The 11,925-nt window shown below is 72.8% G+C and carries 9 protein-coding genes; 5 read left to right on the top strand and 4 right to left on the bottom strand.

Features of this window, described 5'->3' with window-relative positions; genetic code table 11:
• Positions 1-99: 99 nt before the first annotated feature.
• Both AB0411_RS04355 and AB0411_RS04350 read right to left on the bottom strand, forming a co-directional pair.
• On the bottom strand, positions 100-1,947 hold the full coding sequence (locus tag AB0411_RS04355; RefSeq protein ID WP_366415712.1) for a S9 family peptidase: 1,848 nt from the start codon (positions 1,945-1,947) through the stop codon (positions 100-102).
• Positions 1,944-3,215 (bottom strand): MFS transporter, encoded by a 1,272-nt coding sequence (locus tag AB0411_RS04350; RefSeq protein WP_366415711.1) that lies wholly within the window; start codon positions 3,213-3,215, stop codon positions 1,944-1,946. Before AB0411_RS04350 ends, AB0411_RS04355 begins: the two co-directional genes overlap by 4 nt.
• Positions 3,216-3,736: 521 nt before the next feature.
• Between AB0411_RS04350 and AB0411_RS04345 the strand changes: the two genes are divergently transcribed.
• A complete protein-coding gene (locus AB0411_RS04345; protein WP_366415710.1) occupies positions 3,737-4,492 on the top strand; it encodes a FadR/GntR family transcriptional regulator in 756 nt (251 codons plus the stop codon).
• A gap of 86 nt (positions 4,493-4,578) precedes the next feature.
• Here the strand turns inward: AB0411_RS04345 and AB0411_RS04340 are convergent, their stop codons facing one another.
• Positions 4,579-6,252, bottom strand: a complete 1,674-nt coding sequence (locus AB0411_RS04340; RefSeq protein ID WP_366415709.1) for an L-lactate permease — start codon at positions 6,250-6,252, stop codon at positions 4,579-4,581.
• Between the two features lie 197 nt (positions 6,253-6,449).
• Here AB0411_RS04340 and AB0411_RS04335 point away from each other — a divergent pair, with 197 nt between their 5' ends.
• From AB0411_RS04335 to AB0411_RS04320, 4 genes are all read left to right on the top strand, one after another.
• Positions 6,450-7,217 carry a (Fe-S)-binding protein gene (locus tag AB0411_RS04335; RefSeq protein WP_366415708.1) on the top strand — a complete coding sequence of 256 codons (768 nt, stop codon included), beginning with the start codon at positions 6,450-6,452 and terminating at the stop codon, positions 7,215-7,217.
• The gene (locus AB0411_RS04330) at positions 7,214-8,785 is read left to right on the top strand and encodes a lactate utilization protein B (protein WP_366415707.1); all 1,572 of its coding nucleotides are present in this window, start codon (positions 7,214-7,216) and stop codon (positions 8,783-8,785) included. The genes AB0411_RS04335 and AB0411_RS04330 overlap by 4 nt, the downstream gene beginning before the upstream one ends.
• A complete protein-coding gene (locus AB0411_RS04325) occupies positions 8,782-9,420 on the top strand; it encodes a LutC/YkgG family protein (protein WP_366415706.1) in 639 nt (212 codons plus the stop codon). The genes AB0411_RS04330 and AB0411_RS04325 overlap by 4 nt, the downstream gene beginning before the upstream one ends.
• 266 nt (positions 9,421-9,686) lie before the next feature.
• Positions 9,687-10,349, top strand: a complete 663-nt coding sequence (locus AB0411_RS04320; RefSeq protein ID WP_366415705.1) for a TetR/AcrR family transcriptional regulator — start codon at positions 9,687-9,689, stop codon at positions 10,347-10,349.
• Here the strand turns inward: AB0411_RS04320 and AB0411_RS04315 are convergent.
• A complete protein-coding gene (locus AB0411_RS04315) occupies positions 10,340-11,824 on the bottom strand; it encodes an LVIVD repeat-containing protein (protein WP_366415704.1) in 1,485 nt (494 codons plus the stop codon). The two genes, AB0411_RS04320 and AB0411_RS04315, sit on opposite strands and share 10 nt — an antisense overlap.
• Positions 11,825-11,925: the final 101 nt, after the last annotated feature.

The raw sequence follows: 11,925 nt of genomic DNA, 5'->3' as shown, positions 1-11,925 counted from the left end.
GGCTTGCGGTTCTCCTCGTCACCCGCGAGCGGGTCGTTGTGGATGATGTCCTTCTGCATGGTGGTGTCTCCTGTTCTGCCGGTGGTGCGGGAACGGATCTCACATTCCGGGGGACGCCGGGCTCGCCGGTGCTCCCGGAGGCCCCGTCCGCTGGGGGACGGGGGGTTCGGTGGGCCGCGGGGTGCGGCGCAGGTGGCGGCCGAGGAAACCCATGGCGCGCTGCAGGGCGGCCACGTGGTGGGCACCCGTGTAGCCGTCGTGGCCGGTGTCCAGCCACAGGGACTCGTGCGCGACGCCGGCCTTCCGCAGGGCGGCGAGGTAGCTGCGGACCTGGCCGGGCGGGCATTTGACGTCGCGGGTGGCGGCGATCACCAGCAGCGGGGCGCGGACGCCGGAGGCGTAGTGGAGCGGCGAGCTGCGCGCGTAGCGTCCGGGCACGGTGTCGGGGGTGCCGCCGAACAGCCGCTCGTCCAGGGCCCGCAGCGCGGGGGTGCCCGTGCGGTACGCCGCGGCGCAGTCGGCGACCGGTTTGACGGCGACGCCGGCCTGCCAGAGCTCCGGCCGGGTGCCGAGGGCGAGCAGGGCCAGGTAGCCGCCCCAGGAGGTGCCCCACAGGCCGATCGCGTCCTCGTGGGCCAGGCCGCGGCGGAGCAGGTCGGCCCGGACCGCGACGAGGTCGGCGACCTGGGTGAGCCCGACGCCCTCGCCATAGGCGGCGCGCCAGCCGGGGCCGTAGCCGGTGGAGCCGCGGTAGTTGACCCGCGCGACCGCGAACCCGGAGGCGACCAGGGAGTGCACCTGCGGGTCGTAGGCGTCGCGGTCGTGGTCGGCGGGGCCGCCGTGCACCAGGAACACCAGCGGGGGCCTGCGGCCGGGTGCGGTCTCCGGTTCACTGAGCAGGGTGTGCACGGGCCCGTCGGGGCCGGGGGTCCACAGGTCGCGGTGCCGGCCGGGTGCGGGGGCGGGCAGGGCGGGCAGCGCCGGCAGCCGGGTGCCCGCGGTGGAGCGCATCCGGGGCGGGGTGGCGGTGTCGGTCCAGAGGTAGTGCACGTCGTCGCCGGGGTGCGGGGCGGCGTCGAGCAGGGTGCCGGGCGGGCAGGGCACCGGGGTCAGGGTGCGCCGGTCGAGGTCGGCCGTGGTGAGGGCGGAGCGGCCGTGACGGTCCTGACGGACGAGGACCCGTCGCCCTTCGGGGTACCAGCGCGCGGTGATCTCGGTGTCGAAGCGGCACCAGTTCAGCGGCCGCAGTCCGGTGCCGGGCCGCCAACTGGCCAGTCGGTAGCGGTCGTTGTCCTCCTGGACCAGCAGCAGTTCGCTGGCCGACAGGGACGGCGCGAAGCCGAGCGCCCACAGCCGGCCGCTCCGCCCCGAGAGCCGGTCGAGAACCGCCCCTGAGCAGGTCACGAGGGTGACCGCACGGTCGGAGCCGGCCGCCCCCGACAGCGCCAGCAGCCCGCCGGACGGCGAGATCCCGGTCAGCAGCGCGGCCCCGTCGACGGTGCGCAGCCGCCGGGCCGGGCCGCCCGGTGTGCCGAGATGGACGGTCATCGAGCGGCCGTCCCCGAGGCCGAGGGCCACGGTGCCGGCGTCGCTGAAGGCGAGTCCGCACGGGAGGCCCGGTCGCAGCCCGGTCAGGCCGGGGTGCCGCGGTCCGCCCTCGAAGTCCTGGAAGTACCAGAGCCCGTGGCCGCCGCGGTCCTCGGCGAACCACCACACCCGGGCTTCCGCGTCGACGGCGCAGTGCACCGTGCCCTCCGGGCTGTCGGTGACCTGGCGGGCGGCGCCGGTGGCGGCGTTCCAGGTGAAGATCTCGCAGCGGCCGTCGGCGTCCGCGGCCAGGGCCATGCGCGCCGGATCGCCGGGGCAGACCTCGGGGAGGGCCGGCCGGTAGACCCGGAATCCGGTGCCGGGCGGCGTGACGTCGGCGCCTGTCACGGTCGCGCTCATCCGGTCTCCTCCTCGGTGCCGCGGGTGCGGCGCGGTGCCGCCCAGGTCACGTACAGCGCGAGCACGGTCAGCAGCACCGCGCAGCCCGCGCAGGTGGCCGCGGCCCCGGCCCGGCCGGCGGACAGTCCGGCCAGGGCCGGTGCCAGGGCCGCCGCGGCGCCCGACGCGGTGGCCAGGACGGTGCCGGTGCGGGCCTGCAGCGCGGGCGGGGTGAGCTGGATGATGTGGGCCTGCAGCGCCACGGTGGCCGGGGGCGTCAGGAAGCAGAGGAGCCCGAGCAGCAGCCCGAACTGCCAGGCGTCGCGGGCCACCGCCAGGGCCGCGGCGGGCGGCACCAGCAGCCAGGACACCGGTACCAGCACGCTCGCCGCGGCGTGCCGCCGCACCAGCCGGGGCGCCGCCAGCGCCCCGGCCAGGCCGGCCGCCCCCGCCAGCGCGAGGACCAGCCCCAGTGGAGCCGCACCCCGGCCGTGGTCCTGGAGGGCGAAGACCGTCGTGTAATACAGCGCGACGAGCAGGGAGTTGACGGCCGCGATCCACACCAGCGCCAGCCGCAGGAAGGGCTCCCGGCAGACCAGCGCCACGCCCGCCCCCGCTTCGGCGAACACGGCCCGCCGGGCGCGCCGCGGACGGGCGGCCCGCGGACGCTGCTCCCGTAACGGGGACAGCGGGCAGCGCATGGCGCGGATGCCGCCCGCCGCGACGGCGTACGACAGCGCGTCCACGAGGAACGGCAGCCAAGGACCGACGGCGAAGAGCAGCCCGCCCAGCGTGGGCCCGGCGACCAGTGCGCCCCGCTCCCCCGCCTGTAATCGGGACAGCACCCGCCGGTGCTCCCGCGGGGGACTCACCAGCGCCACGGTGCCCAGTGACGCCGCCTCGTAGCAGGCGCTCGCGCACCGCTCGACGAGGACGGCGGCCAGGAGCACGGCCAACGGGACCGGCCCCGCCGCGACGGCCACGGTGACCCCGGTCATGGCCGCGGCGGACACCAGCGCGGCGCCCACCATGACCTGCTTGCGGGCTCCGCGGTCGGCGGGCACCGCGGCGAGCGGGCCGAGGACCAGCGTGGCGGCCGCACCGAGCCCGGCGACGGCACCGGCCTCCGCGGGGGAACGGCCGAGGCTCAACAGCAGCAGCGGCAGCACGAATCCGGCCGTCTGACTGCCGAGCGCGTCGCAGGTGCCCGCCCACCAGAACAGCCGGATGTCGCGACGCGCATGCGGCAGGGGGACGGCGGGGGCGGCCACCGGGGCGGAGTACGTCATCAGGGGCGACCCGCGACCGGTCTCGCGGCGGTGCGCGGGGCGCCGCCGGAGAGGTTCCGTTGCGGGGCCGGCGGTAAGCCGTGCGGCGAGTCCTCTGCGCGCGGGGTCGCTGATCGCGGTTCCATGCGAAGCCACCTCACGTTCGTGGGCAGATCGTGAAGATCGCCACACCAATAGGTCAACTTGCGGAGGAAATGTGCCAGAAACGTGCTGGAGCTTAACCAGCCAGTGACGCAGGCCACAAGGTGTCGGTCGGTGAACAACTTCGGCCGGCACTCCGCGCCCGGATTCCTCCCCCTTGAACGGGGATGCCCGGATGGCGCCGCGCCCCGCCGCCCCCACTCGCCGCCGGCCACCCCCGGCGCGGCACCGCCACCCCGCAGTTCCCGCCGTTCCGGTTCTGCCGTCTTGCCGCCGCGCGTTGTGGGCCCCCGCCCTTGCCGGGACAAAATGGTCCGACCACACAGGGTGTGTGACATAGTTTTCGCGTGGACGCATGAGGGCCGAGCCAGGGAGTTGGGATGTCTGCCGAGTGGCGACCGGTGCGGCAGTCGCGCACGCATGAGCTCGTGCTCGAACGCATCGAGGAACGGGTGCTGGCGGGCGAACTCAAGGCCGGGGACCGGCTCCCGCCCGAACGTGAGCTGGCACCGGTGCTCGGGGTCAGCCGCTCGGCGCTGCGCGAGGCGCTGCGGGTCCTGGAGACGATCGGGGTGCTGGTCTCCCAGGCGGGGCGCGGACCGGACGCCGGGGCGCGGGTCGTTCGCAACCCGGACGATGCGCTGGGCCGGTTGCTGCGCCTGCACTTCGCCCTGGGCAGCTACAGCCTGGCGGACGTCCTGGAGGCACGGGTGGTGCTGGAACGCTCCAGTTTCGAGACCGCGGCGGCGCATGCGTCGGTGGAGGACCTCGACGAGGCGGAGGCGCTCCTCGCCCGCATGCAGGAGCCGGACGTGGGCGTGGACGACTTCAACGACCTGGACACCCGCTTCCACGTCGCCATCGCCCGCAGCTCGGGCAACCAGCTCACCTCCACCCTCACCTCGGCCGTGCGCGAGTCGGTCCGGCCGCTGATCCTGCAGGCACTGGAGGCGGCCGAGGACTGGCCGGCCACGACGGCCGCGCTGAACAAGCAGCACACCGAACTGCTGCGGCTGGTACGCGCGGGCAAGGGCGCCAAGGCCGCCGATCTGGTCGAGAAGCACATCCGCGGCTTCCACGGCACGCTGGTCGACGAGAACGCGCCGGACGACCGGGCGGACGGCGCCGGCCGGTAGGGACGTCCGTCCGGCGGGCGGGACGCCGTCGGTGCGGAGCGGGCAGCAGGGCCCGCCCCACGCCGCGGCCATGTCCGCCTTCGCCGCTACGGCAGCATCCAGGACAACACCGGCAGGGACTGCAGGAGGACCAGGACGCAGAGGACCGCCAGCATCACGACGCTGTAGCCGACGACCTTGCGCAGCAGGATCCGTTCGGAGCCGGGCCGTTCCACCGCGGTCGCCGCGATGGTGAGGTTCTGCGGGCTGATGAGCTTGCCGACGACGCCGCCCGTGGTGTTGGCGGCGACCAGCAGGGTCGGGTCGATGCCCGCGGCCTTCCCCGCGGTCTGCTGAAGGGTGGCGAACAGTGCGTTGGACGAGGTGTCCGATCCGGTGACGGCGGTGCCGAGCCAGCCGAGGACCGGGGAGAGCAGGGCGAAGAGTCCGCCGGTGGCCGCGAGCCAGGTGCCGATGGCGAGGGTCTGCCCCGACTGGTTCATGACGTAGCCCAGCGCCAGCACGGTCGCGACGGTGGCGATGGCGATCCGCATGTTCTTCACCGTGCGTCCCGCGCAGACCAGGCCCGTGCGCAGGGTCATCGGGAAGCGGTCGGCGTCCTTCGCCCTGCTGTAGATCAGCGTCACGAGCAGGCCGGAGAGGAGGAGCAGGGTGCCGGGGTTCCCCAGCACCTCCAGCTTGTAGACCGCGCTGCCGGCCGGGGAGCCGTCGGGGGCGAGCAGAGTGCCGTACAGACCGGGCCAGTTGAGCCGCAGGTCGGCGGAGCCGAGCAGCTCGGGCATGCGGAGGCCGCCGACGTCGAGCTTGGCGAGGGCGAAGACCGCGATCACCAGGAGGTACGGCAGGACGGCCAGGGTGACGCGGCGGCCGGTCAGCGGTTCGGCATCGACCCGGGAGCGCTGGTCGTCCGGGGTCGTCGGAGTCCACAGGCGCAGCATGAGCACGGCCGCGGCGAAGCCCGCGAGTGCGGCGACGACATCGGTCAGCTCGTAGGCGAAGTGGGCCGAGCACCAGAACTGGGCGAGGGCGAAGACGCCTCCGGTGACCAGGGCGATCGGCCACAGTTGCCGCAGGCCGCGCCACCCGTCGACGAGGAAGAGCAGGAGCTGCGGGACGAAGAGGGCGAGCAGCGGGCTCTGGCGGCCGATGACCCCGGCGATGTCCTCGGCGGGGATGCCGGTGAGGTTGCCCGCGGTGGTGATGGGGATGGCCATGGCGCCGAAGGCGACCGGTGCGGTGTTGGCGACCAGGACGGTCACGGCCGAGGTGAGCCGGGGCAGTCCGAGTGCCATCAGCATGGCGGCGGTGATCGCGACGGGTGCGCCGAACCCGGCGAGGGCTTCGAGGAGTCCGCCGAAGCAGAAGGCGATGAGCATGGCCTGGACGCGCAGGTCCCCGCGCCCGACGGCGTTGAAGGAACGGCGCAGGTCCTCGAAGCGGTTGCTGACGACGGTGAGTTCGTAGAACCAGAGGGCCGACACCACGATCAGCATGACCGGGAAGAGGCCGAAGACCAGGCCCTGGGCCGCGGACAGCGCACCGAGCCGCAGGGGCATGCCGTAGCCGAGGACGGCCACCAGGAGGGCGGCCAGCAGGGCGCCGAGCGCCGAGTGGAGTGCGGGCCGCCTGGCGGCCATCAGCAGCAGGAAGAAGACCGCGAGGGGCACCAGGCCCAGGAGCGCGGTGGCGGTGAGGCTGCCGCCGACGGCGGTCACGTCGGGGGCGTAGAAGGCCAGTACGGCCGGTGGTGTGGTGGCCACGGATGCTCCTTCTCGGGTGGGGTGCACCGCCCGGCCCACAGGGCCCCTCCCCGGGGTGCGGCGCCGCCCGGCTGGCGTCTCGGCCCTCAGTAGCCCATTGAAGATGTCGCATGTCAATAAGGTCGGACCAAACTTCTTCACGCTTCCACGTCAGGTCCGGAGCTAGTATGGTCGGACCATAAATGGGAGGAGGCCCTATGCGCATCGGACTCTTCGCCACCTGTCTGGGAGACACGCTCTTCCCCGAGGCGGTGAAATCCACCGCGGTACTGCTGGCCCGCCTGGGACACGACGTGGTGTTCCCGCCGGAGCAGACCTGCTGCGGCCAGATGCATGTCAACACCGGCTACCAGCGCGAGCCGGTCCCGCTGGTGCGGAACTTCGCCGAGCAGTTCGGCGACCCGTCGATCGAAGCGGTGGTGATGCCGTCGGGATCCTGCGCCGGCTCGGTCCGCCACCAGCACGAGATCGTCGCCGAGCGGTACGGGGACGCGGGGCTGCGTACCGGGGTCGCCGCCGTGAAGGCCAAGACGTACGAGCTGTCGGAGTTCCTCGTCGACGTGCTCGGCGTGACGGATGTCGGCGCGTACTTCCCGCACCGGGTGACCTACCACCCCACCTGCCACTCGTTGCGGATGCTGCGGGTCGGCGAGAAGCCGCTGCGGCTGCTGCGCGCCGTCGACGGCATCCGCCTGGTGGAGCTTCCGGAGGCCGAGGCGTGCTGCGGCTTCGGCGGCACCTTCGCGGTCAAGAACGCCGCGACCTCCTCCGCGATGCTGCGGGACAAGATGGACCACATCGCCGGCACCGGGGCCGAGGTCTGCACGGCGGGCGACTCGTCCTGCCTGATGCACATCGGCGGCGGGCTCTCGCGCCTCAGGTCCGGTACGAGGACCCTGCACCTGGCGCAGATCCTCAGCTCCACCCGCACCTCGCCCCACGTCCTCGCGGAGGCCGCCCGATGAGCAGCCCGACCGGCCCGCCGACGAGCGGCACCTTCCTCGGGATGCCCGCCGTCCCGCCGCGCTCCCCCTACGGGACGGGCCATCTGCGCGGCGCGCGGAGGTTCCCCGAGGCCGCCCATGACGAGCTGGGCAACGAGCAGTTGCGCCGCAACCTGGGCAGGGCCACCCGCTCCATCCGCGCCAAGCGCCTCGACGCCACCGGTGAACTGCCCGACTGGGAGCAGCTGCGCGACGCCGGCGCGGCGATCAAGGCCGACACCATGAACCGGCTTCCCGAACTGCTGGAGCAGTTGGAGCGGAAGGTCGCCGAACACGGCGGCACCGTCCACTGGGCGCGCGACGGCGTGGAGGCCAACGAGATCGTCGCCCGGCTGGTCAAGGACACCGGCAGCGACGCGGTCCTCAAGGTCAAGTCCATGGCCACCCAGGAGATCGGCCTCAACGAGCACCTGGAGAGCGAGGGCGTCACCGCGTACGAGACCGACCTCGCCGAGCTGATCGTGCAGCTCGCCGGCGACCAGCCGTCGCACATCCTGGTCCCCGCGATCCACCGCAACCGTGACGAGATCCGGGAGATCTTCCTCAAGGAGATCCCCGGGATCGACCCCGGCCTGGACACCGTCCCGGCCCATCTGGCGGCCGCGGCACGGGCGTATCTGCGCGAGAAGTTCATGACGACCCGGGTGGCCGTCTCCGGCGCCAACTTCGGGATCGCCGAGACCGGCACCCTGTCGGTGGTCGAGTCCGAGGGCAACGGCCGCATGTGCCTGACCCTGCCGGAGACGCTGATCACCGTCATGGGCATCGAGAAGGTGCTGCCGCGCTTCGAGGACCTGGAAGTCTTCCTGCAGTTGCTGCCGCGCTCCTCGACCGGGGAGCGGATGAACCCGTACACCTCGATGTGGACGGGCGTGACGCCGGGCGACGGCCCGCAGGACTTCCACCTGGTGCTGCTCGACAACGGCCGTACGGCGGCGCTCGCGGACCGGATCGGGCGCGCGGCGCTGCACTGCATCCGCTGCTCGGCCTGCCTCAATGTCTGCCCGGTGTACGAGCGGACGGGCGGTCACGCCTACGGGTCGGTGTATCCCGGTCCGATCGGCGCGGTCCTCACCCCGCAGCTCGCCGGGATGCACGGCGCCGACCACGACCCCAACAGCTCGCTGCCGTACGCCTCCAGCCTCTGCGGGGCCTGCTTCGACGCCTGCCCGGTGAAGATCGATATTCCGTCGCTGCTGGTCGAGCTGCGACACCAGCACACCGAGGAGTCCGGCACGACCGCGGAGGGGCTGGCGATGAAGGCCGCGGCCGCGGTCATGAAGCGGCCGAAGCTGTTCACGGCCGCGCAGCGGACGGCGGGCCTCGGGCGTGTACTGGCGGGGCGGAACGGCACGTTCTCGCGGCTGCCGGCGCCGTTCAACGGCTGGAGCGACAGCCGGGACACCCCGGCCCCGCCGGCACAGTCCTTCCGCTCCTGGCTGGCGTCCGCCGAGGGCGCGGCCGCGATGCGGGCCGCGGCCGCGGAAGGCACCCGGCACCCCGACGACGACGCCCCGGAGGGATCATGACCGCGACCGCACGGGAGACGGTGCTCCGGCGCGTCCGAGACGCCCTGGCCCTCTCCGGCCACCCCGAGGTGGAGATCCCGCGCGCCTATCGCACCGGGCGCTCCCTCCCCGACGGGGACCGGCTCGCCCTCTTCACCGACCGGCTGGTCGACTACCGGGCCCGGGTGCACACCGGTCCGTCCGACCGCACCGCGGCCATGATCGCCGAGGTGCTCCGGGAGCACGGGGCACACCGGGTCGGCGTCCCCGCGGGGCTCGACCCGGCCTGGCTGACCGCCTTCGACGGGGAGGTGCTGACCGACTCCCCGGACATCCCGGCGCCCGGGCTGGACGCGCTGGACGGCGTGGTGACGGCCTCCGCCGTCAGCTGCGCGGAGACCGGCACGATCTTCCTGGACGGCGGGGCGGCGGACCAGGGGCGGCGGGCGCTGACGCTCGTGCCCGACCTGCACGTGTGCGTCGTCGACCTGTCGTCGGTGGAGACCGGGGTGCCGGAGGCGGTGGCGCGGCTGCGTCCGACGCGCCCGCTCACCCTGATCAGCGGCCCCTCGGCCACGTCCGACATCGAGCTGGAACGGGTGGAGGGCGTCCATGGTCCGCGCACGCTGGAGGTGGTGATCCGCACCGACGCGTGAGCGTTCCCCCGGCCTCCGCGGACGCTGTCGAACGGGGGAGCAGAAGGCCGGAGGCGCTCGGACCGCGCCGTGTCATGAACCGGGGTCGGCCTCGTGACCTGCTATGACGCAGGCCGCGAGGCCGGCCCCGGCCTCATCCTCACCCGATTCGGGCGATCCCCCGCGTCGCCCGAATCGGGCAGCTCGGCCGGTTTCCGCTCGCCGACGGATATCCGGAGTTGTACAGAGTATATTGGCCCTGAACCAGTCAACGCAGGAGTTACAGGATGTCCCCCCGCAGCGCATCGGTCAATGAAGAATTGCGGCGGCGGTCCCGCGAGCGGCTGCTCCGGGCGACGGTCGAGCTGGTGGGAGAGCGCGGCTTCGAGGCGACGACGCTGGGGGACATCGCCCAGCGGGCGGGGGTGGCGCGGGGGCTGGTCTCGTACTACTTCCCCGGCAAACGCCAGCTGCTCCAGTCCGCGGTGCACCGCCTGATGCACCGCACGCTGCAGGCGGCGCTGGAGCGCGAGCCGCGGCCGGACGGGCCGGACGCGGGGCGGGAACTGCTGGCGCGGGCCATCGACGCGATCCTGGGGCTCGCGCAGGACCGACCGCTGCTGATGCGGACGCACATGGCCGGAATCCTGGCCTCCGACGGGTTCATCCAGTGCCCCGAGCAGCAACGGCTGGCCCAGTTGCTGCGGGAGACGGTCGTGGCGTACGGCTCGCCCGATCCTGATGCGGACTATCCGCTCCTGCGGGCACTGCTGATGGGTGCGGTGGTGGCGATGCTGCTGCCGGGGGCGCCGATGCCGGGCGGGCGGCTGCGCGCCGAGCTGTTCCAACGGTACGGACTGGCCTGGGAGCTGGGAGTCCCGCCGGGCGAGGAGCCGCCCGGCGGGAGTGCCGGTACGAGGAGCGGTACCCCGGTCGCCGGTCAGCGGTAGTCGGGCTGGGTCTGGACGTTGAGTTCCCGCATCCGTACGGACTTCGCGCTGTCGGTGCGCCGGTCGTCGATCCGCAGGACGTCGAGGCCCTTGGCCATGTCGTTGGAGTAGATGTGGCCGTTGTAGTAGTACGCGGACCACGCACCGCCGGTGACCAGTGAGTCCGTGGAGAGCGGGCCGCGCTCGAAGTAGCCGATCTCCTTCGGGTGGGCGGAGTCGGTGAAGTCCCAGACCGAGACGCCGCCCTGGTACCAGGCCTGGACCATGAGGTCGCGGCCCCTGGCCGGGATCAGCGAACCGTTGTGGGCGACGCAGTTCTCGGTGTCGGCCTGGTGGCGCGGAATCTTGTAGTAGCTCTTGAAGACCAGCTTGCGGTGGGTGCCCCTGCCGGTGATGTCGTAGATCCCGTCGGCGCCGCGGTCGGGGCCGGTCTTCTCGTTGCAGGTGGCCGCACCGCCACCGCCCAGCTCGTCGGTGAACACCACCTTGTTTCCCCGCTCGTTGAAGGTCGCGGAGTGCCAGAAGGCGAAGTTGACGTTGTCCTCGACCCGGTCGATGACCTTGGGCGCGGCCGGGTTCGCGAGGTCCAGGAGGATGCCGTCGCCCATGCAGGCGCCCGCGGCCAGCTTCAGCTTCGGGAAGGCGGTGATGTCGTGGCAGCCGGTGGTCTGCGAGACGCCCGGGTTGGTGCTGCCGCCGGGGTTCCCGCCGTCGGGGAAGAGGACGGGGAAGTCGACGACGGCGGCCTTTTCGGGCGCGGAGCGCGGCACCTTGATGACGGAGATCCCGTCGTGCGGCGGCCGGCAGTCGGGGAAGGCCTCACTGGGCGAGTAGGACGAGACGTAGAGATAGACGTCGCGGCGCTCGGGGACGAGGGTGTGGGTGTGGGAGCCGCAGGCGGTCTCGACGGCGGCGACGTACTCGGGGTGGGCCTTGTCGCTGATGTCGAAGATCTTCATGCCCTCCCAGGAGGACTTCTCCGTCGCGGGCTGGGCGGTGCTGTGACAGGAGTCGTCGCTGCGCGAGGAGTCCGTCGACAGGAAGAGCAGGTTCCCCGAGACCGAGACGTCGTTCTGCGAGCCGGGGCAGAGCACCTGGCTCACGGTCCTGGGCGCCTCGGGCCGGGAGATGTCGTAGATCACGAAGCCGTCGTAGTTCCCGGCGAAGGCGTACTTCCCCTGGAAGGCGAGGTCGGAGTTGGTGCCCTGGAGGGCCTGCTTGGGGATGTTCGCCAGGGGGCGGACATTGGCGCTGTGGACCACCTCGTCCACGCCGGGTATGCCGCCGTTCCTGATCGCGGCCCGGGCGGCCGCCTCCTGGCTGCGGCTCATCTCCCGGGCCGGGGAGGGATGGTCGCCGGGATCGGGGGTGGCAGCCGCCGGCCCGGCCACGAGGAGGGAGGCGGCGAGCCCGAGGGCCGCGGCCACCGCTTTGAGGGGTCTGCGCCGCACGCGGGGTCTGTGCAACGACGTCACGAGGACCTCCTGAAGTCCGTTCCGAGATGAACGGTGCTTGGCCCCGGTAGTATCGCGCTGCTCATGTACATATCAATAGAAGGCCATGAAGAGGTAATGCC

This window comes from Streptomyces angustmyceticus, assembly GCF_040701845.1.
Taxonomy (GTDB): domain Bacteria; phylum Actinomycetota; class Actinomycetes; order Streptomycetales; family Streptomycetaceae; genus Streptomyces; species Streptomyces angustmyceticus_A.
This window is presented reverse-complemented; position numbering and strand designations above follow the sequence as displayed.